We start from the raw sequence: 20,691 nt of genomic DNA, 5'->3' as shown, positions 1-20,691 counted from the left end.
CTGGCTGACATACCCGAAGCAGAGCGTGAAAGATGATTTTGAGCAGGTACGAATGAAGACAGTCTGATACCAATTGACTCAAAGGGAGAACGCAATGAATCAGGACTCCGAGGCTCTTCACGCCACGCCAGACATCGCGCAGTTGCTCATCGTGTCCGGGACCAGGCCCGAAATCATCAAGCTGGCCCCTGTCTATCACGCACTGCAACAGACGCACTGGGCCCGCCCCATCTGGCTGCACACCGGCCAGCATGGCGACATGGCCGCGCAAATGCTCGATTGCTTTCATATCCAGCCCGATCATGTGCTGCAAAGGCAAGGAAGCTCACTGCTGGAATTCGCTACAGGCTGCCGGACTCAGCTGGAGTCCGTGCTGGCGGATACGAGCTGTGAGGCAGTGATCGTGCAGGGCGACACAGAGAGCGCATTTCAGGGTGCATTGGCCGGCTTCTACCTCAAGGTGCCCGTCGTCCATGTCGAGGCCGGCCTGCGCACCTACAACCTGCACCGACCTTTTCCAGAAGAAGGTCTGCGGCAAATGATAGGGCGCATCGCCAGCCTGCATCTGGCCCCCACCCTCAGAGCCCAGCAGGCACTGGAGCGCGAAAACGTGGCCAAGGAAAAGATCGAGCTCACCGGCAACACCGTCGTCGATGCCCAGCTCTGGGCCAGCCAGCATCACCACATCCATCGCCGCATGCAGGGCCGAGGCCATATCCTGGTGACCATGCACAGGCGAGAGAACTGGGGCCCCGATGTGGATCATGTGTGCGAAGCCATTGCCGACATCGCGCGCGAGTTTCCCCAGATGCCGGTGCTGTTTCCGGTCCACCTCAATCCGGTGGTCAAGGAGCCCGTATACCGCCTGCTGGGCGGACTTCCCAATGTCAAGCTGACAGAGCCGCTGGATTACCTGGCCATGCAGCAGGCCCTGGCCGATGCCTGGCTGGTGCTGACCGATTCCGGCGGACTGCAGGAGGAGGCGCCGACCTTCAAGGTACCGGTGCTGGTCTTGCGCGACGAGACCGAGCGTCCCGAGGTGCTGGAAGCCGGCTGCGCCGCCTTGGTTGGGGCCGACAAAGGCAGGATCGTTCAGTCCGTGCGCCACCTGATGCATGACGATGCTGCCTACCGGAGCATGCAAGCCAGCAGCAACCCGTTTGGTGACGGGACTGCAGCGCAGCGCACCGAGAAAAGACTGCACCAGATGCTGAGGCCTGATCAAGCTGGCCTGGCACAGAAAGCCGCAGAAAGGACGCCTCATGTCCTGGCTTGACCTGTTCACCGGATACCTCTATGTCCTCAAGAGCATCGCCATCGTCATTGCGGTGGTGATCTTCATCAGCGGACTGGACGATCTGTTCATCGACCTCTTTTACTGGGGGCGGCGCGCCTGGCGTGCACTGACCGTGTATTCGCGCCATGAGCAGATGAATTACAAGGCCTTGCTCGGCGTGGACGAGAAGCCGCTGGCCATCATGGTGCCCGCCTGGCAGGAGCATGGCGTGATCGGCAAGATGGCGCAGCTGGCGGCAACCACGCTGGACTATGAGAACTACCACATCTTCATCGGCACCTACCCCAACGACCCTCAGACACACGCCGATGTGGAGCAGGTAAGAGCCCATTTCCCGAATGTGCACAGCGTGGTCTGCGCACGCCCCGGGCCAACCAGCAAGGCCGACTGCCTCAACAACGTGCTCGATGCCATCTTCCAGTTCGAGCAGCGCTCGGGCATAGCGTTTGCAGGCTTCATCCTGCATGACTCGGAAGACGTGCTGTCCAAGCTGGAGCTAAGGCTGTTCAACTTCCTCGTGGATCGCAAGGATCTGATCCAGCTGCCGGTCTACCCCCTTGAGCGGCCGCTGCGCGAATTTACCGGCGGGCATTATCTGGACGAGTTTGCCGAGCTGCATGCCAAGGACATCGTGGTGCGCGAGGCCCTGGTGGGCCAGGTGCCCAGCGCCGGGGTCGGCACCTGCTTCAGCCGCCGCGCCATCACGGCGCTGCTGGAGCTCGGTGACGGCGTGGCCTTCGATACCCAGAGCCTGACCGAGGACTACGACATCGGTTTCCGGCTCAAGCAGCTGGGTATGCGCGAGATCTTCGTGCGCTTTCCCGTGCATGATGCGGACCAGCCTGCCGACCCCGAGCAGCCACGCCGACGCGGACGCAGCGCGCGTGAGGCCAGCGTCATCTGCGTGCGGGAGTTCTTTCCCGATACGCTGAATGCGGCGGTGCGACAGAAGTCCCGCTGGATCACGGGCATCGTGATCCAGGGTTTCAAGACCCTGCGCTGGACCAAGAGCGGCGTGCTGAACTATTTTCTCTGGCGCGACCGAAAAGGTGCTCTCACCAATTTCGCCAGCTTTCTGGCCATGCTGCTGGCGATGCAGCTGATTGCCATCTGGCTCTACCAGCGCCTGGTACCGGACAGCTACCGGTTTCTCTCCATCTTCCAGGGAGACTGGTGGCTGTATGCGCTGCTGGCTGCGAACTTCATGCTGATGCTCAACCGCATTGTCCAGCGCATGTTCTTCGTCACCAGCTACTACGGCATCGTCCAGGGATTGATGTCGCTTCCGCGCCTGCTATGGGGCAATTTAGTGAACTTTCTGGCCAACTGGCGGGCCATCGCCCAGGCGCTGCAGGCCAAGGATATCCGGCGCATGGCCTGGGCCAAGACCGACCATGACTTCCCCATGCTGGGAGAGGGACCCAGACTGCGCCAGCCCCTGGGACAGATACTGATCGCACAAGGTGCCTTGACCGAGAGCCAGTTGCAGGAAGCACTGGTGCGCCCCACTCCCGGCTTGCGCCTGGGCAGTGCGCTGGTGCACAAGGACCTGATCAGCACCGCACAGCTGGCCGCTGCAGTTGCCCAGCAAGCTGGCGTTTCATGGGAGTTTCTGGGAGAGCATCTGATCCCCGACGAGATCGCGGCGCTGCTGCCGGCACATCTGGCACTGCATTACAGCGTGGTGCCGCTGCGCGAGGAGGGAAAAACACTGATCCTGGCCAGCGAGTCCGTCATAGACCCGGTCTCGCATGCAGCCCTGGAGCGCAAGCTGGAGAGGCCCGTGCGCTACCTCATTGCCCCCAAGGGAGAGGTCACGGTCGAGCTGCGGCGTCTGTATGCAAGACAGCATGGGGAGCCGGCTCGCGAACTGCTGGCCTGGGCCGTGGAGCGCAAACGCGTATCCGCCGAACAGGCGAAAGAGCTGTGGAAATTCTATGTGTCGCGGCAGCTGATGCTGGGCGAAGTGCTTCAAGCCCTGGGCCGCATCGACACGGCAGTGCTGAATGCCTTGCTGCTCAGACATGAGCAAAGCGATGACAGCCTGGGCCAGTTCCTGGTGAACCAGGGGGCCTTGACGCAGGCCACACTGGATGAAGCACTGCGACTGCAGCAACAGCTGCAAGTCACCATGGCGCAACTTTTGCGCCGCCTTGATGCCGCCCCGATCGTGTCCGTTGCTGCTTAGGTGCCAATATATGAAGCTTTCTCGTCCTATTCTGGTTCTTTCCCTGGCATGCGCCACCCCATACGATGGTCTGGCGCAGGCCGTGGATCTAGGTCCGGATATCACTCCCAGACAGCGCTTTCAGGTCTACCCCCGGATCGACAAGGCGTATGAGGCCATGGCGCGCGGCGATGGCCAGCGCGCCATCTCCGAGCTGCAGCAGGCTCAGCGTCTGGCACCGGACAACACCGAGATCGTCTTGCAATTGGCGGCAGCCCATCGCCGCTTTGGCCAACCCGCACAGGCCGAAGCTGTACTGAAGGCTCAGCTTCAGCGCCACCCTGGCGATGCGCGTCTGACCCAGGCTCTGCGCGACATGCATCAGGGAGCCGTTCCGGCCAGACAGCCCGAGTCTCAAGCCCTGCCCGCTCCTTCGGCCAAGGAGCCGCCGAAGACGCCAGGCACGGCCACGCCTTCAGCAGCGACAACACCGGAGCCGACAAAGGCGGCCGCCTCGACAGCAGACACCACGCCGCGCCCGCGCAAGAGCCCGGCAGCACAGGCCATGCCTGCTGGTTACGCCAAGGCCAGCCAGGCCTATGCCGCCACCGAGCGGCGCGACTTCGCCGCTGCCTTGCCTCTGGCCAGACAGGCCGTAGCGGCGGCCCCGGCGCGTCTGGACTACCAGCGCCTGCTGGTCTACCTGCTGGTCGAGAACGGACGCTTCGACGAGGCCGAGGCCCGTGCAGCAAGACTGGACAACGTGAAACAGCTGCAGTCGGATCCCGATTGGCAGATGCTGCGCACATCCATACGTCAGCGCCGCGCCCTGCGTCCCTTCGAGCAGGCCTTGCAGGCACGCGAGCAAGGCGACATGGTCAAGGCCCTCAGGTATGCCGAGACCAGCGTCCGAACAGCACCGGATGCACTGGCTCCCCGCCTGCAATGGCTGGGCCTGCTGCTCCAGGATGGGCAAGCGGCACAGGCACAGCGCGTGGCAGAGCAAGGGCTGGCACTGCAGGACGATCCGGCACTGCGGATGCTGCTGGGCGTGGCCCTGCATGCACAGGGACGCGGCATGGCCTCCGAACAGGCCTTCGACACCGCCCTTGCCGCACCCCATCTGGCGCGCTCCGAGCGGCAGAACTACGGCGTGATTACCCTTGATGCGGCAATGGCCGCCGGCCAGACCGAACGTGCCCAGCGCCTGGTGCAGGCACTGGAGACAGACAGCAATGCCGATGTCAGCAGCCGCCGCGAGCAGCTCAAGGCTTTGCGCTCTTCGGCCATGTCACGCAGCTACGAGCTGCCCTTGCCCCTGGTCAACTGCTTCAGCGCCGGCGACGTGCCCGGCTGCGAAATCTGGCCCGGGCAGGAGGCGCCGGACCCGGCCTACAAGGTCGCACATGAAGCCTATCAAGCCTACAGCGATGGGCAATATGCTTTGGCGGCAGAAAAGGCCGGGGCTGCCGTGCAGCTCAACCCCGGACAACTGCCCTATCGCCAGCTGCGCCTGCAGGCCTTGCTGGCCTCTGGCCAGAAGGCGCAAGCCCTCGAAGAGGCCGATCAAACCCTGCAGCTGCAGCCCGATGCCGTCGAGGTGCTGGCCCTGCGCAGCCGTCTGCGTCGCGAGCTGGGCATGACCGAGGCGGCCAATGCCGATGCACAGACGGCCTTGCAGATGGGCGGCCTGTCCCTGTCCAGCGAGGTGGATCTGCTGCTGCAACTGGGACGGCGCGAGGAGGCGGCAGCACGTTTTGCCCAGGCTGCCTCGGAGCCAGAGATGCAGCAAAGCGCCGATCCCAATCTGGCCTATATGGCCATCCGCGTGGGCGATGATCGCCGTGCCTTGTCCATCTTCAACCGCGCACGGGAGCAGAGCCGCCTGCCGGACACGGCGCTGCGCGATGGAGCCTACGCGGCCAGCAGGCTGGCCGAGAACGAGCAGTCCATCGACTACTTCAAGCAGGCCATTGCCGCGGCACATGACGGCAGACTCGCCATGACGCCGCAGCAGCAATATGAGACGCGGCGTGAAGTGGCCGACCGGGATCGCTCCTGGGGCGTCAACACCTTGCTGGGCTATCGCGGCATTTCCCTGGGAGCTGCGGGCGCCCAGCCCGGCCTGTATGGCGACGTGGCCCAGCTTGTCAGCGAGGTGTACTGGCGCCCGCAGAAGTTCGGCGATGGCCGCTTCTGGGAGCTGTACGGCGGCGCTGCGCAAACCGTCTACAGCCGCCACGATGTGCCCACGGGCGGCGAGACTACTCAGGGGGCCTTCGGCATTCGTGCCAAGCCACTGAGCGATCACAACCTCATACTCGCGGTCGAGCGGCGCGTGCGCATCGGCTCGCTGTCCAGCAACGACTGGTTGCTGCGCATGGGGTATTCGGGCGGCATGGGCACCGATCTGCGCGTCGATGTGCCCAGCTGGAACACCGTCAACGTCTACACCGAAGTAGGCCGTTTCATTCATCGCAAGCAAAACTACGCGACGTTCGAAGCCCAAGCAGGGCGCAGTTTCCGTATGGGGGGGGGCGACTCGAGACTGGTGCTGTTTCCGCACGCAGTCCTGGGCGCTGATTACAACTCTGAACGCACAGCCTCGGGCAAGCAAAGCTCGGTTGGCGCTGGCGTTGGTGTGAACATGCGTTTCTGGTTCCGCGAGGACCGTGACCATGCACCTCGCTCCTACCTCGACCTCTCCCTGCAGTATCGCGCCCGGCTTGCCGGGGACGACAGAGGGAAAGGCGTGTTTCTACGTGCCGCCTTGGTGTTTTGAGATGGCACGCCTTTAAGGCCCGAACCCATCGCCATTTTTAGAGTTTATGGAGATGGTGTTGTTTGACACTTTTTCTTTCTGCTCTCCAGAAAGGAGACTCTCATGCACTCCCATGATCAAAGGCAGGCCACGCGCGCGCTGCTCGCGCTGGCGCTGTTGACCTGGGCCAACTGGACCCTGGCCTCGAACGTCATGCCGCCGCCATTGCCGCCTGGGGCATCCCAGATCCGCATGGACGCAGGCGCAGCCCCCGAAGAGCGCAAGCGCAACGAGCGTGCGCATCACCACAAAGGACATTTCAAGAAGGATTTCACACGGGATGACACGCTGGACGAGCCGCCCATCAAACCCGGCAACCCCTCCCCCGGCAATCCGCCGAAAGGCAAGCCCAATCCGGGCAGCCCATTCCGTGACCAGCAGCGATAGGCCTCACCGTGTACTGATCTCAGGAGAGTCTCATGAAAACCCTAGGACGCATTCTTGGGGCATGGCTGCTGGCCATGCTCTTTGCGAGCCCTGGCGCCTTTGCGCAAACAGGTCCCCGCACACTGATCCTTTATGACGCGCCGCCCAATACGGCCTACACCAAGCTCGGCATGAGCTATGCCATCATGCTGCGCAATCTGTTGGGACATTTCGACAGCAAGGTCGATATGGTCGCGGTGCAGAACTACACGGCAGGCCAGCTCAGCGGCTACGACGCCACGTTCTATCTGGGCTCGTATTACGACAACCCGGTTCCCGCCGCCTTCATGACCGATGCCGCCAGCTCGAGCAAGACCATAGTCTGGTTCAAGTACAACATCTGGCAGTTTGCCTGGGACCCGGCCTACGGCTTCCAGTCACGCTATGGCTTCAACCTGACGGCGCTGCGAGGACTCAATGCGGCGCCAACTGCGAGCAACACCACGCCGGGGTTCTTTGACACCATCACCTACAAAAACCTGCCCTTTGTCAAATACTACGCATACGACAGCAGCACCGGAGCCGTGAATTCGGATCCCGATGTAGGGGTGACGGCCATCACCGACACCACCAAGGCCCAGAATCTGGTCTCCATGTCCAATCCCAAGACCGGCGAGCAGGCGCCCTATGTGGTGAGGTCGGGCAACTTCTGGTATGTGGCGGATATGCCGTTCAGCTATATCGGACCGCGCGATCGCTATCTCGTGCTCGCCGACATGCTGCATGACATGCTGGGGGTGAACCATGCCGAGAGCCACAAGGCCATGGTCCGTCTTGAAGATGTGAGTGCCAATGTCAGCGTGACAGCGATGAAATCGCTGACGGACTACCTCTACCTGCAACGGATACCGTTTTCGATTGCGACCATTCCGTACTACAAAGATCCTCTTGGCGTGTACAACTCGGGAATACCAATGCAGGTGCCCTTGTCGCTGGCCGCCAATCTGAAGAGAGCTCTCAACTATGCACTGGTGCGCGGCGGCGAAATCGTGATGCATGGCTACACGCACCAGTACAGCAATGTGCGCAACCGCTATACGGCCGTGAGTGGCGATGACTACGAGTTCTGGGACATTGTCAACAACAAGCCCGTGCCGGAAGACTCGACATCCTGGGCGCTGGGACGTTATCGAGCTGGCCTGCTGGAGCTGTCTCTCAATGGATATCGCGCAACCGCCTGGGAAACCCCGCACTACCAGGGCTCTGCGCTGGCATCCAAGGCCAGTACGCAGGTCTTCCCCAAGACTTATCAACGCGTGGTGTACTACACCGCAGACAAGCCCAATTTCACTGCATCGGTGGAGAAGGATTTTGCCGTGGGTCAGATCTTCCCCTACCCCATCCAGACCGACTACTACGGGCAGAAAGTGTTGCCGGAAAGCCTGGGGAACATCGAATACGACATCCACCTCGTCGATCCGACCTCCTCCTTCAACTACACATGGCAGGACATTCTCACCAATGCCCAGTATGTGAAGACGGTGCGTGACGGCTATGCCTCGTTCTTCTTCCACCCGTTCTGGCTGGAGCCGCAGGTTGGAACCCCTGGCCTGGCGGACTTCAAAAGCCTTGTCAGCGGCATCTCCAATCTGGGCTTCACCTGGACCGTTCCGAGTCAGCTGCCATGAAAGAAAAGCGCTTTCTCCGGAAGGAGAAAGCGGCTCGATCAATAGATATGACGATGGAACAATGCACCAGACGCGAGGCGCTGGGCCTGGCCTGGGCGCTGAGCTGCAGCCTGCCCGAGGCACAGGCCAAGCCCGGTCCGCGTCTGCCCGGCATGGTCTGGCAGCCCAGTGCCGATACTCTGCGACCCCATGGGTCATGGCAGCGTCTGGGCATCCGCCGCCTGCTGGTGCAATGGACGGCCGTGGACAATCTGAGCCTGGTGCCCGGCACTTACCTGCCCTCTATGAGCCGCAATCTCCCGGACTGGGAGCGCATCGCTGCAGAACCCTGGGCGCAGGAGCTGATTCTCGGCTTGGCCGGCATGCATGACGAGGCAAAGGCCCGCGCCAGTCTCGCGGATCTGGCAATGCAGTCATATGCCTTGAAAGCAGCGATCACAGCGCTGCCACTGCGGGTTGCCGGCTGGTACTTCCCGGTCGAGGTCGATCCGACCTGGGCTGCGCCCAGTCTTCTCACCGAAGTTCTCAACAAGCTGCCGCGTCCGCTGTGGATCAGCGCCTATGACAATGCCAATATGGGTCCCCAGGCGCTGGTTGACTGGATCATGCGCTGGATACCTGAAGACGTGGGCGTGTTTTTCCAGGATGGAGTCGGCGTGCACGCGCGCACTCCCAGCGTGGCACGCGAATACCTGCAGATGCTGACCGCCCATCTGGGCCAGGCGCGGGTACGGGTGATTGCCGAGGCCTTCCGACCTGCGCCGGGCGGCGGCTTTCGCAGCGCCATGGCAGAGGAATTTCTGCCGCAGCTGACGGCCTACCAAGGCTGGACGGTCTTCGCATTCGACGGCCCGCATTATCTGAACCCGCCTCTGGTCGATGCATTGGCGGATGCTCTGAGCACCAAATCCCGATGAGTCGCCGTCCGCCCTGCCTCTACAGCTGCGGCCCATGGAGCCGGCAACAGGGCTGAGCAGACTGACAGCCAGCGGCTCTGCGCATACGGGCAGGCCCAGGCTCGGGTGACATCACCCCGCCCCGCTCAGCGCTTCAAAAGCATTCGAAGGTCTGCGCCGCCTTCCAGCGCTGCTCGGGTGCAAGAACCACAGGTGCATCGATGGCCGCGGCCTCCACACACAGCATCTGCTGCCAGCTGTCAGCCTCCATGTCCTTGAGCGTGGCGCACAGAGCAGGGCCTGGATTCCAGACCACGGTTTCGCTCCAGGATGCATCCTGGGCAAGCTGCAGCCAGGGCTGACCCGAGCTTTGCAGCTGCAGGGCTTGCGCCGCACGTGGATAGACGCGATCGGTCTCCGCACCGAAGCTGACGCTGCCCTCCTGCGTGACATGGGTGTTCGGCTGAGCCGCAGCCGCGTCCCAGTAGCTCAGACCTTCGAGGCCATGCAGGCTGGCCTGTTCGACCTGGGGCACACGCAGATAACCGTGCAAGGCTGCGGTAAAAGACAGGTCCTGGCGGCCGCGGTTATGCACGGCCAGCTCCACACGCAACACGCCGGGCCTGAGCTCAATCGTGAGCACTGCTTCAAAGGCGTGCAGCCAGACCGCGCGCGATGCTTCGCTGTCCGTCAGGCGCAAGGAGACTTGCACACCATCCTCGCCCAATGGGCGCGCAGCATCGGCCTGCCAGTGGCTGAGGCGCGCAAAGCCATGCTTGACCAAGGGACCACGCTGGTTGAACTGCGGAAAACAGACCGGAATGCCGCCGCGAATGGCGCTGTGGCCGTCATGGGCTGCCCTGGGACTGAGGAACAGGCGCTCCTGCCCCTGGCCGACCCAGGACAGCACCTGGGCGCCCTGCAGGCAGATCAGCACCGAATCCCCCTGACCCAGCTTCAAGGCAATGGCAGGGAGTCCTTTCCAGTCAACGACCTGGGCCTGAAACGTCAAATCACTCACCCGTGAGCTCGTCCGCACGCTCCTGGCCGGCTGTGAAGTCCAGATCGCCGGTATAGATGGCGCGGCCGCAGATAACGCCTTCCACGCCCTCGCCCTGCACCTTGCACAGCGCTTCGATGTCGGCCATGCCGGCCAGACCGCCCGAGGCGATGACCGGAATCTTCAGCGACTGGGCCAGCTTGACGGTGGCGTCGATGTTGATGCCGCTGAGCATGCCGTCACGACCGATGTCGGTGTAGATGATGGATTCCACGCCCCAGTCCTCGAAGCGCTTGGCAGTCTCGATCACATCCTGGCCGGTGAGCTTGCTCCAGCCGTCAATCGCCACCTTGCCGTCCTTGGCGTCCAGGCCCACGATGATGTGGCCGGGAAAGGCGCTGCAGGCATCCTGCAGGAAGCCGGGGTTCTTCACGGCAGCGGTGCCGATGATCAGGTACTCGATGCCCAGATCGATGTAGCGCTCGATGGTGTCCAGATCACGGATGCCACCGCCCAGTTGCACGGGAATCTCGCCATCGACTTCCTTGAGGATGCTCTTGATGGCCGACAAGTTCTTGGGCTGGCCCGCAAAGGCGCCGTTCAAGTCCACCAGATGCAAGCGACGGGCGCCGGCATCCAGCCACTTGGTGGCCATGGCTGCGGGGTCTTCACCGAAGGTGGTGGACTGGTCCATATCACCCTGAATCAGGCGTACGCAGTGGCCGTCCTTGAGGTCGATAGCGGGGATGAGCAACATGATGGTGATCTGCTAGCAAAGATGGCCGTCAGAATTGGCCAGTGCATAAAGAAAAACTTCAGGGCTTCCAGCCCAGGAAGTTGCGGAACAACGCCAGCCCCTGGTCCGAGCTTTTCTCGGGGTGGAACTGGGTTGCGAAAATATTATCGCGTGCGACGGCACATGCAAAGAGGCCGCCATAGTCGGTCTCGGCCGCGCAATGCGCGCTTTGTTGCACCAGTGCATAAAAGCTGTGCACAAAGTAGTAGAAGCTGCCGTCGGGAATTCCGGTCCACAGCGCATGGGGCTTGCCGCCCTGCTGCGTCTGCTGCACCTGGTTCCAGCCCATCTGCGGCACCTTGAAGCGGCTGCCGTCGGCTTGCGTCCTGCCTTGCAGATCGAACTTGCGCACATTGCCGGGAATCAGCCCCAGGCCCGGCACATCGCCTTCATCGCTGTGGTCGAGCAGCATCTGCATGCCCACGCAGACGCCGAACAACGGCTTGTTGACGGCGGCATCGAGCACGGCCTGCTGCAGGCCCGATTCGCGCAGCTCGCGCATGCAGTCAGGCATGGCGCCCTGACCGGGCAGGACCACGCGGCTGGCCGCATGGACCACCTCGGGATCGGCCGTGACGACCACGTCCCAGCCGGTATCGGCTGCGGCCGTGCGCACCGCCTGCGAGACCGAACGCAGATTGCCCATGCCGTAATCGACCACGGCCACGGTGTTGTTCTTCAAACTCATAGCAGCTACCGCTTATAGAGATTGGCTTTTATAGACAAAAAGCTCTGAAATACTTTGTGAACAAGCGCAAGACGCTCCTGATTAAAGAGCACCCTTGGTCGAGGGAATCACGCCGGCCATGCGCTCATCATGCTCCAGCGCAAAGCGCATGGCACGCGCGAAGGCCTTGAAGATGGTTTCGCACTGGTGGTGGGCGTTGAAGCCCTTCAGGTTGTCGATGTGCAGCGTCACGCCGGCATGATTGACAAAGCCCTGGAAGAATTCGAAGACCAGCTGCGTATCGAGCTGACCGATGCTGCCGGCGGTGAACTTCACATCCATGTGCAGACCGGGACGGCCCGAGAAGTCGATGACGACGCGGCTCAGGGCTTCGTCCAGCGGCACATAGGCATGACCGTAGCGGCGAATGCCTTTCTTGTCGCCGATGGCCTTGGCAAAGGCCTGGCCCAGGGTGATGCCGATGTCCTCCACCGTGTGGTGGCCGTCGATGTGCAGATCGCCCGCGCATTCGATGTCCATGTCGATCAGGCCGTGGCGCGCGATCTGGTCCAGCATGTGGTCGAGAAAGCCGATGCCGGAGTTCAGGCTGGCCTTGCCCGTGCCGTCGAGGTTGACGCGCACGGCAACGCGGGTCTCGGCCGTGTTGCGCTGCACTTCGGCAATGCGCGGCAGGTTCTGGGCGATGGAGGGGACGATATTGCTCATAGGCTTTCTTTCAGTGCCGCCAGCATCTGGGCGTTTTCTTCGCGGGTGCCCACGGTCAGGCGCAGGCAGTTGTGCAGCAAGGGGTGCATGGCCGATACGTTCTTGACCAGCACGCCGCGCTGCTTCATCTCGATCTGAGCCTTGCCGGCATCGCGCACGCGCAGCAAAACCATATTGGCTTCGGAAGGCCAGACTTTTTGCACGCCATCCAGCAGGGCCAGAGCATCGATCAGCGGCTGGCGTTCGGCGCGGATGGCAGCCGCCTGCTCGGCGTACAGGGACTCGTGCTGCAGCGCAAAAATCGCCGTCTCGCAGTTGAGCACGCTGATGTTGTAGGGCGGGCGCACCTTGTCGATCTCGTTGACGATGGCCGATGGGCCGATCAGATAGCCCAGGCGCGCACCGGCCAGACCGAACTTGGACAGCGTGCGCATCAGCAGCACATGGGCGTTGCGCGCGGGGTCGGCCTTCATGCGGGTGATCCAGCTGCGGCTGGCAAAGGGCTGGTAGGCCTCGTCCATCACGACCAGACCGCCAACCTCGGCCACGGCATCGATCACGGCCTGGACCTTGTCCTCGGCCCACAGCGTGGCGGTGGGATTGTTGGGATAGGCGATATAGGTGATGGCAGGCTGGTGCTCGGCGATGGCGGACCGCATGGCCGGCACATCGAGGTCGAAGTCGCTCGTCAGATTCACGCCCACGAAATCCAGGCCCTGCAGCTTGGCAGACAGCGGATACATCACAAAGCCCGGCATGGGTGCCAGCATCTTGGCGCGGGCATTGTTGCAAGGCTGGGCCGTGGCCAGTGCCAGCAAGGTAATGATTTCGTCCGAGCCATTGCCCAGCAGCACCGAGGTGCCGGCCGGAGCACCGGCGTAGTCGGCCAGCATCTGCTTGAGCACTTCCTGACGCTCGCCAGGGTAGCGGTTGATTTCCAGGCCGCCCAGATGCTCGCCCAGCTTCTGCTGCAGCTCGGGCGGCAGACGGTATGGGTTCTCCATCGTGTCCATCTTGAGCAGGCCTTGCGCGGGCTGCACATGGTAGCCCTGCATGGCGCGCACATCGGCGCGGATGCGTTGCAGGGCTTTGGTCTGGATGTCTTGGGCAGTCATGGGTTCACTCCTTCACACAAGGCTTGCGTTGGCCAATGCAGTCGATACCAATCGCTGCGATTGTGGCGCTCAAGCCTCAAGATTCTGCGTGGCGGCTTGCTCCAGCGGGTGCACCACGGTTACGCCGCCAAACTCTGCCCCATGGGGCAGATGCAGGCTCAGCATCTGGTTGCAGCCGCTGTGCTGGGCGCAGGCCACGGCCAGGCAGTCGCCAAAGTCCAGCGCATGGCGGGCCTGTACGGCCCAGGCCGTCTCCAGCGTGGCGGCGTCGGTCTTCCAGGGCGTCCAGGTCTGGTAGCGACGGATGGCAGCACGGGCATCGCCCTGAGGCAGGGGCAGGGCTGCGGTGGTGGCCTGGTCATAGAACTCCACCAGCGCCTGGTTGCTGGTGCGGCCGCTGCGGCTGCGCCACAGCAGATCCAGCCATTGCAGCGTGGCCGCATACAGCGCACCGCCAGCCGCATCTTCCGCGGCAATCAGCACCGAGGTATCGACAAACACGGGGTTCACTTGGCCACCTCGGCTTCGGCATTGCTGTGCGCTGCAGCCCGTTTGCTACTGGCACTGCGCGTCAGGGATTTTGCCGACTGAGCGGCAGCTTGCCAGGTGCGCTCATCGGTGCGCCAGGCCAGGTAGGCACGCTCGTAGGCATCCTCGCGCTGCATCATCTCGGCCATGAAGTCACCCAGCATGCGCGAGACGCTGCTGCCGCGCCTGGCCGCCTCAATGCGAGCCCAGTCAAGCACGCTGTCTTCGACGGTGATGGTGACGTTCTTCATGGAACGAATGGTACACGAAATTCGTGTCACACGAAATTCGTGTGAAGCCGATAGCGCAATCAACCCAGCATGGAACAGGCCATCGTCCCCACCTGCCGCAAGGCCTGCAGATGCTGCGGCGTCCAGTCCCCTCCCAGACCTACGCGTATTCCTTGCTTGAAGCGCCCTGCAGCGCCAAACAGCGCGCCGGGCGCTATCAAGATCTGCTGCGCCAGACAGGCTTGGTGCAAGGCCGCAGCGTCCAGCGGCGCAGGCAGCTCCAGCCACAGCAACAGGCCGCCGGGCGGATCGCTGACCCGCGTGCCTGTCGGAAAGCTCTGTGCAATCACCTGCCGCGCCTGCTCCACCCGCGCGGCAATGGCGGCGCGCAGCTGACGCATGGCGGCGTGATGGCCTGCCTGCGAGATCAGATCGGCCAGCGCCAGCTCCAGCACGGCCGACTGGCCACCAGCCTGCATCTCCTTGATGTGGCGCAGCCTGTCCGTCCAGCGTCCCGCCTCCAGCCAGCCCAGCCGCAGGCCCGGCGCCAGCGTCTTGGAAAACGAGTGACAGAGCATGACCTGCCCCGTGCTGTCATAGGATTTGACGCTGCGGCGCATGGCGTCGCCTTCCGCCAGATCGGCGTAGATGGCATCCTCGATCACGGGCAGATCATGCTGCACCGCCAATTGCACCAGGCGCCTGCGCTCTGCCTGGGGCATGCAACTGCCCAGCGGGTTGCTGAGCGTGGGCACCAGCAGCAGCGCCTTGACGGGCTGGGTGTCCAGCGCCAGTTGCAGCGCATCCAGTGAAATGCCATGGCGCGGGTGACAGGGAATTTCCAGCGCCTTCAGCTGCAAGGCCTGCAGCACCTCGAGAAACGAGAAATGCGTGGGCGACTCCAGCGCCACCACATCGCCGGGCTCGGTGACTGCGCGCAGACACAGGGCAACGCTGTCCATGCAGCCGCCGGTCATGAGAATGCGCTCCGGGTCCAGACTGCATCCCAGCCCCACTGCATAGCGCGCCAGCGCGCGGCGTGCCTCTTCATGACCGTCCGAGCTTGGATAGGTGCACAGCAGATGGCGGTGCTTTTGCACGGCACGGGTCAGCGCGCGGCGTACACGGTCGGGGTTGAGCAAATCGATGCCAGGGGTGCCGCTGCTGAACGACACCATGCCTTCGGGCTGCTCACGCCCCAGAACACGCTGGCCCAGCCAGTCCAGCGAAACGGCCCGCGGCCGACGCATGGGACGGGCAATCTTGGGCTCGGGCAGTTGCACAGCGCGCGGCGCAACAAAAAAACCGGAGCGTGGCCGCGCCGTGATCTGCCGCGCATCTTCCAGCCAATGGTAGGCCTGCACCACCGTGGTCTGCGCCACTCCGTACTGCCGTGCCAGCATGCGTACGGACGGCAGCTTTTCTCCATGTGCCAGCGTGCCTTGTCGTATGGCCTGGCTCAGCATTCCGGCAATTTGCAGGTAGCGCGGTGTCGATGCATCGAATTCCATCACGCCATTCTGTACTGCCTGCATTCAAGCCATACAGCACAGATGACTCGCAGCACAACCAGTACAGAAGCGCCGGAACCCCCATCTGTACTCGTTCACATCCTGCCGCGCTGTGGCTGGTGAAATCGCCGCCTGTTTTGCACAGTCAGGGGCATGCACTCAGCCCTTACCTCCGAACCCTGGAACATCTTGTCCCTGCCTGCCGCAGCACCGGTGCAGATGCTGCGCATCCGCTGCGGCCAAAGCCTTTGGCTGCAGACGCAGAGCGGCATCGTCTGGCTGACCTGTGAAAGCCAGCTGGCGGATAGCTTTCTGCACCCCGGCCAGTCGCTGCGCCTAACCGGACCTGCCACGCTGTACCTGGGTGCCCATGGATCGCAAAACTCTCAGGACGCCAGCCTGCGCTGGTGCGATGCCGCTGCCACACCATCACAGGCTGTTGCGGCAGCTGCAGCATCGGCATCGGCATCGGCATTGGCCTGAAAACCGCCCACAAAAAGGCCCGGCTGCGCCGGGCCTCTGACGGGAACGCCACACGCCTCAGCGACGGTACTGGGGCGGCGGTGCGTACTGGCGACCATCGGCCGGGAAGGCGCTGGGGTCACGGGAATCGCGCAGTTCCACCGCAGGTGCAGGGCGGCGAGGCAGATCCGGGTCACGCTCGTCCAGGCGCACATCAAACAGCGCCGTACCAATCACCCCCACATTGCGCGCATCGCCTGCGGGCGTATTGTTGGCATAGGCCCTGCCCTTGTCAGAAAAGCGAAATGCCGCAACCTCGCGGTCGCTTTTGCGAAAGCCGTCAATCACCAGCCGCTCGCCAGGGCGCAGCAGATAACCGCCACTCTTCACGCTGCCCGGGTGACCGCTCAGCACATCCAGTCCATCGACAGTCGCCACCACTTCATAGAAGCGATTGCTGCGGTTGATGTAGAGCAGTTCATAGCGTTCGCCATGGCTGCCCGCGACATGGAAGTCCCTGGCTCCGCGCGTGGAGAAAATGCGCAGCACCGATCCGCTTCCGCTGAGCACCTGCAACTCCACATCGCCATCGGCCAGCAGCGCATTGGTCTGCCGCTCAGCGGAGCTGCCAAGCGCACGCAGAATGCTGTGCTCGTCCGAATAGCGCAGCTGGCCCACATCGCGTGGACGCTCTGGCGTCAGGCGAGATGCTCGCACCACCTTGGTGACGGACTCCCTCCCTTCCCCCCATTGCGTGCCCAGTGTGGACTCGACCCTGGGCGTGCGCGGCGCTGCCGATGCGCTCTCTGAGACCTGCAAGGCGTCCTGCGCCGAAGGCGGTGCACCGCAGGCGGCCAGTCCCGCGACCAGCAGCAATCCGCCCAGCAGCCGCCAGCCGCCTCGGCGCCAGAAACTCACGACTTGACTCATCTTCACGCTCCCTTGTTGTGATTGGCATATTGAATGCTTCGCTGCTACGCAGCCCGCCGAGTGTCACAGCAAATCCGCTCTTTCCCGCGCAAGGAAACATCTGGAGATGATTTGCCCCGAGACGGGGGGCATTCAGAGCCGCCCGGAAATGAAAAAAGCCGTGGGCAAGCCACGGCTGATGGGCAAGCGCCGGCGGATTTACTTCAGGCGCATTTCGGCAGCCCTGGCGTGGCCCTGCAGGCCTTCGCCATAGGCCAGCACGGCAGCGGTCTTGCCCAGGATCTGGGCACCGGCCTCGCTGACCTCGATGATGGAGCTGCGCTTCTGGAAGTCGTACACCCCCAGCGGCGAGGAAAAGCGGGCCGTGCCGCTGGTGGGCAGCACGTGATTCGGGCCTGCGCAGTAGTCGCCCAGGCTCTCCGACGTATATGCGCCCAGGAAGATGGCGCCGGCGTGCCTGAGCAAAGGCTCCCAGCGGTGCGGGTCGCGGCTGGAGACTTCCAGGTGTTCGGGCGCAATGCGGTTGGAGATGGCGCAAGCCTCTTCCATGTCCTTGGTGAGAATCAGCGCGCCGCGGTCGCTCAGGCTCTTGGCGATGATGGCCTTGCGCGGCATCTCGGGCAGCAGGCGGTCGATCGCGGCCTGGACGGCATCGATATAGGCCGCATCGGGGCACAGCAAGATGGACTGGGCCAGCTCGTCGTGCTCGGCCTGGCTGAACAGATCCATGGCCACCCAGTCAGGCGGGGTCGTGCCGTCGGCCAGCACCAGAATTTCAGAAGGACCGGCAATCATGTCGATGCCCACGATGCCGAACACGCGCTTCTTGGCGCTGGCCACATAGGCATTGCCGGGACCTGTGATCTTGTCCACCTTGGGCACGGTGGCCGTGCCGTAAGCCAGGGCCGCCACGGCCTGGGCTCCGCCGACGGTAAAGGCGCGCGTCACGCCCGCCACATAGGCGGCGGCCAGCACTAGCGGGTTCTTCTCACCCTTAGGGGTGGGCACGACCATGATGATCTCGGGCACGCCGGCCACATGGGCGGGAATGGCGTTCATCAGCACGCTAGACGGATAGGCGGCCTTGCCGCCGGGCACGTAGATGCCCACGCGGTCCAGCGGCGTGACCTTCTGGCCCAGCAGCGTGCCGTCCTCGTCGCGGTAGCTCCAGCTCTCGCCGTTGGCCTTCTTCTGCGCCTCGTGATAGCTGCGCACACGGCGCGCCGCCGACTGCAGCGCTTCGCGCTCGGCTGCTGGCAGGCTGTCGAAGGCGGCTTTCAGCTCCTGCTTGGTCAGCTCCAGTGCCGCCATGGAATCGGCCTGCAGGCCGTCAAAGCGTGCCGTGTACTCCAGCACGGCGGCATCGCCACGCTGCTGTACATCGGCCAGGATGTCGGCCACCCGCTGCTCGATGGCTGCGTCCGTGTCCGCCGACCAATGCAGACGCTGCGCAAAATCATGCTCGAACTGGGCATCAGCGGTTGAAAGACGGGCGGGAGCAGCTACGAATTCCATAGTATTTACCAGTGGGGAAAATCAGTTGTTCTTGGCGGCAACGGCCTGCGCAAACGCATCGATGATGTGGCGCAGCGGAGCCTGCTTGAGCTTGAGCGAAGCCTGGTTGACGACCAGACGCGAGCTGATGTCCATGATGGGCTCGACCTCGACCAGATCGTTGGCCTTGAGCGTGTTGCCGGTGGACACCAGGTCGACGATGGCATCGGCCATTCCGGTCAGCGGCGCCAGCTCCATGGAGCCGTAGAGCTTGACCATGTCCACGTGAACGCCCTTCTTGGCAAAGAAGTTGCGGGCAATCTCTGGGTACTTGGTGGCAATGCGCAGACGCGCGCCCTGCTTGACGGCCAGCTGATAGTCGAAGCCGTTGCGCACGGCCACGCTGACGCGGCACTTGGCAATCTGCAGATCCAGCGGCTGGTACAGGCCCTGGCCGCCATGCTCGATCAGCGAGTCCAGGCCCGAGACGCCCAGGTCCGCACCGCCGTATTGCACATAGACGGGCACGTCCGAAGCGCGCACCAGCACCACGCGCACATCGGGACGGTTGGTGTCGAAAATCAGCTTGCGCGACTTTTCCACATCCTCGGTCACCTCAATGCCGGCAGCGGCCAGCAGGGGCACGGTTTCTTCAAAAATGCGGCCCTTGGACAGGGCGATGGTCACAGGCGTTGCGGTGCTCATGCGGAAATTCTCTCGATATCGGCGCCCAGGGCGCGCAACTTGTCTTCCATGCGGTCGTAGCCACGATCCAGGTGGTAGATGCGATCGACGATGGTCTCGCCCTCGGCCACCAGACCGGCAATCACCAGGCTGGCCGAAGCGCGCAGATCGGTGGCCATCACGGTGGCGCCGGACAGGCGCTTGCCGCCTTCGATGGTCGCCACGCGGCCGTCGGTGGTGATGCGCGCGCCCAGGCGCACCATCTCGTTGACATGCATGAAGCGGTTCTCGAAGATGGTCTCGGTCACCATGCTGGTGCCTTCGGCCACCAGGTTCAGCGCCATGAACTGGGCCTGCATATCGGTGGGAAAGCCCGGATATTCGGTGGTGCGAAAGCCCTGGGCCTTGAGCTTGCCCGAGGAGGCCACCTTCAGGCCGCCATCCACGCACTCCACGCTCACACCCGCATCCTTGAGCTTGTCGATCACGGCGCCCAGATGGTCGGCACGCGCATGGTGCAGCAAGGCTTCACCGCTGGTGGCCGCCACGGCACAGAGGAAGGTGCCGGCCTCGATACGGTCGGCCACCACCTGATGCTCGCAGCCATGCAGCTTGTCCACGCCCTGAATCACGATATGGCTGGTGCCATGACCGGTGATCCTGGCCCCCATCTTGATCAGCATCTCGGCCAGATCGATGATTTCGGGTTCCATGGCGGCGTTTTCCAGCACCGTCTCGCCTTCGGCCAGCGCAGCGGCCATCAGGAAATTCTCGGTGCCGGTCACGGTCACCATGTCGGTGGTGATACGTGCGCCCTTCAGACGCTTCCAGCCTTCGGGCAGGCTGGCATGCATATAGCCGTTTTCCACGGTGATGATGGCACCCATGGCCTGCAGGCCCTTGATGTGCTGATCCACGGGGCGCGAGCCGATCGCGCAGCCGCCGGGCAGCGACACCTTGGCGTGGCCGAAACGGGCCAGCAGCGGGCCCAGGGCCAGCACCGAGGCGCGCATGGTCTTGACCAGCTCGTAAGGCGCTTCGGGCACCAGGCTGTCGGGCGCCACAAAGCTCATGCCGCCGCGTTCGCCATGGGTTTCGGTCTGCACACCCATGTTGGCCAGCAGCTTGCGCATGGTGGCCACATCGTGCAGACGCGGCACATTGTGCAGATGCACAGGCTCGGCCGTGAGCAGTGCGGCACACATTTCAGGCAGAGCGGCGTTTTTGGCGCCGGAAATGATTACTTCGCCCTTGAGGGGACGACCACCGTGGATCTTGAGTTTGTCCATGGCTTCAAGCCTTGAATGTTATGT

General features: G+C 63.2%; 19 protein-coding genes. 7 read left to right on the top strand and 12 right to left on the bottom strand.

Going from position 1 to position 20,691, the window contains the following annotated elements; genetic code table 11:
* Nucleotides 1–94: 94 nt before the first annotated feature.
* From wecB to P353_RS01350, 6 genes are all read left to right on the top strand, one after another.
* Nucleotides 95–1,276, top strand: a complete 1,182-nt coding sequence (gene wecB / locus P353_RS01375) for a non-hydrolyzing UDP-N-acetylglucosamine 2-epimerase (RefSeq protein WP_034364448.1) — start codon at nucleotides 95–97, stop codon at nucleotides 1,274–1,276.
* On the top strand, nucleotides 1,263–3,485 hold the full coding sequence (nrfB, locus tag P353_RS01370) for a cyclic di-3',5'-guanylate-activated glycosyltransferase NrfB (protein WP_034364446.1): 2,223 nt from the start codon (nucleotides 1,263–1,265) through the stop codon (nucleotides 3,483–3,485). Before wecB ends, nrfB begins: the two co-directional genes overlap by 14 nt.
* A 10-nt stretch (nucleotides 3,486–3,495) precedes the next feature.
* Nucleotides 3,496–6,246, top strand: coding sequence for an NfrA family protein (locus tag P353_RS01365; protein WP_034364444.1), 2,751 nt, complete (start codon nucleotides 3,496–3,498; stop codon nucleotides 6,244–6,246).
* 102 nt (nucleotides 6,247–6,348) lie between these two features.
* Nucleotides 6,349–6,672 (top strand): hypothetical protein, encoded by a 324-nt coding sequence (locus tag P353_RS01360; RefSeq protein WP_034364443.1) that lies wholly within the window; start codon nucleotides 6,349–6,351, stop codon nucleotides 6,670–6,672.
* Nucleotides 6,673–6,704: 32 nt separating this feature from the next.
* Nucleotides 6,705–8,339 carry a DUF2334 domain-containing protein gene (locus tag P353_RS01355; RefSeq protein ID WP_034364442.1) on the top strand — a complete coding sequence of 545 codons (1,635 nt, stop codon included), beginning with the start codon at nucleotides 6,705–6,707 and terminating at the stop codon, nucleotides 8,337–8,339.
* A 47-nt stretch (nucleotides 8,340–8,386) separates the two neighbouring features.
* Complete coding sequence (locus P353_RS01350) at nucleotides 8,387–9,256, top strand: hypothetical protein (protein WP_232776189.1); 870 nt, start codon at nucleotides 8,387–8,389, stop codon at nucleotides 9,254–9,256.
* A 133-nt stretch (nucleotides 9,257–9,389) separates the two neighbouring features.
* On the opposite strand, the gene P353_RS01345 is transcribed toward P353_RS01350, so the two are convergent.
* From P353_RS01345 to P353_RS01310, 8 genes are all read right to left on the bottom strand, one after another.
* Nucleotides 9,390–10,256 (bottom strand): D-hexose-6-phosphate mutarotase, encoded by an 867-nt coding sequence (locus P353_RS01345; protein ID WP_034364439.1) that lies wholly within the window; start codon nucleotides 10,254–10,256, stop codon nucleotides 9,390–9,392.
* Nucleotides 10,249–10,992, bottom strand: a complete 744-nt coding sequence (gene hisA / locus P353_RS01340; RefSeq protein ID WP_034364438.1) for a 1-(5-phosphoribosyl)-5-[(5-phosphoribosylamino)methylideneamino]imidazole-4-carboxamide isomerase — start codon at nucleotides 10,990–10,992, stop codon at nucleotides 10,249–10,251. The genes P353_RS01345 and hisA overlap by 8 nt, the downstream gene beginning before the upstream one ends.
* Before the next feature lie 58 nt (nucleotides 10,993–11,050).
* Nucleotides 11,051–11,719, bottom strand: coding sequence for an imidazole glycerol phosphate synthase subunit HisH (gene hisH / locus P353_RS01335; protein WP_034364436.1), 669 nt, complete (start codon nucleotides 11,717–11,719; stop codon nucleotides 11,051–11,053).
* 81 nt (nucleotides 11,720–11,800) lie between these two features.
* Complete coding sequence (hisB, locus tag P353_RS01330) at nucleotides 11,801–12,424, bottom strand: imidazoleglycerol-phosphate dehydratase HisB (protein WP_003058637.1); 624 nt, start codon at nucleotides 12,422–12,424, stop codon at nucleotides 11,801–11,803.
* The gene (hisC, locus tag P353_RS01325) at nucleotides 12,421–13,539 is read right to left on the bottom strand and encodes a histidinol-phosphate transaminase (RefSeq protein WP_034364434.1); all 1,119 of its coding nucleotides are present in this window, start codon (nucleotides 13,537–13,539) and stop codon (nucleotides 12,421–12,423) included. Before hisC ends, hisB begins: the two co-directional genes overlap by 4 nt.
* A 69-nt stretch (nucleotides 13,540–13,608) precedes the next feature.
* Nucleotides 13,609–14,049, bottom strand: a complete 441-nt coding sequence (locus P353_RS01320; RefSeq protein WP_034364432.1) for a PIN domain-containing protein — start codon at nucleotides 14,047–14,049, stop codon at nucleotides 13,609–13,611.
* Entirely contained in the window at nucleotides 14,046–14,318 is a 273-nt protein-coding gene (locus tag P353_RS01315; RefSeq protein WP_034364431.1) for a hypothetical protein, read from the bottom strand. The genes P353_RS01320 and P353_RS01315 overlap by 4 nt, the downstream gene beginning before the upstream one ends.
* Before the next feature lie 59 nt (nucleotides 14,319–14,377).
* Nucleotides 14,378–15,832, bottom strand: coding sequence for a PLP-dependent aminotransferase family protein (locus tag P353_RS01310; RefSeq protein ID WP_420093343.1), 1,455 nt, complete (start codon nucleotides 15,830–15,832; stop codon nucleotides 14,378–14,380).
* Between the two features lie 129 nt (nucleotides 15,833–15,961).
* On the opposite strand from P353_RS01310, the gene P353_RS01305 reads away from it, so the two are divergent.
* Nucleotides 15,962–16,291 (top strand): DUF2917 domain-containing protein, encoded by a 330-nt coding sequence (locus tag P353_RS01305; RefSeq protein WP_080750399.1) that lies wholly within the window; start codon nucleotides 15,962–15,964, stop codon nucleotides 16,289–16,291.
* A gap of 57 nt (nucleotides 16,292–16,348) precedes the next feature.
* Here the strand turns inward: P353_RS01305 and P353_RS01300 are convergent, their stop codons facing one another.
* The 4 genes from P353_RS01300 to murA all read right to left on the bottom strand — a co-directional run bounded on the left by P353_RS01300 (nucleotide 16,349) and on the right by murA (nucleotide 20,667).
* Entirely contained in the window at nucleotides 16,349–17,200 is an 852-nt protein-coding gene (locus P353_RS01300) for a hypothetical protein (RefSeq protein WP_034364425.1), read from the bottom strand.
* 198 nt (nucleotides 17,201–17,398) lie between these two features.
* On the bottom strand, nucleotides 17,399–18,715 hold the full coding sequence (gene hisD, locus P353_RS01295; protein ID WP_034364423.1) for a histidinol dehydrogenase: 1,317 nt from the start codon (nucleotides 18,713–18,715) through the stop codon (nucleotides 17,399–17,401).
* A 21-nt stretch (nucleotides 18,716–18,736) separates the two neighbouring features.
* On the bottom strand, nucleotides 18,737–19,399 hold the full coding sequence (hisG, locus tag P353_RS01290; RefSeq protein WP_034364421.1) for an ATP phosphoribosyltransferase: 663 nt from the start codon (nucleotides 19,397–19,399) through the stop codon (nucleotides 18,737–18,739).
* Nucleotides 19,396–20,667, bottom strand: a complete 1,272-nt coding sequence (gene murA, locus P353_RS01285) for a UDP-N-acetylglucosamine 1-carboxyvinyltransferase (RefSeq protein WP_034364419.1) — start codon at nucleotides 20,665–20,667, stop codon at nucleotides 19,396–19,398. Before murA ends, hisG begins: the two co-directional genes overlap by 4 nt.
* Between the last annotated feature and the right edge of the window lie 24 nt (nucleotides 20,668–20,691).

Origin of the sequence: Comamonas testosteroni (genome assembly GCF_000761245.1) — a bacterium.
GTDB lineage: Bacteria > Pseudomonadota > Gammaproteobacteria > Burkholderiales > Burkholderiaceae_C > Comamonas > Comamonas testosteroni_C.
Note: the sequence above shows the minus strand (reverse complement) of the source record. Positions and strands in the feature narration are given on the sequence as shown.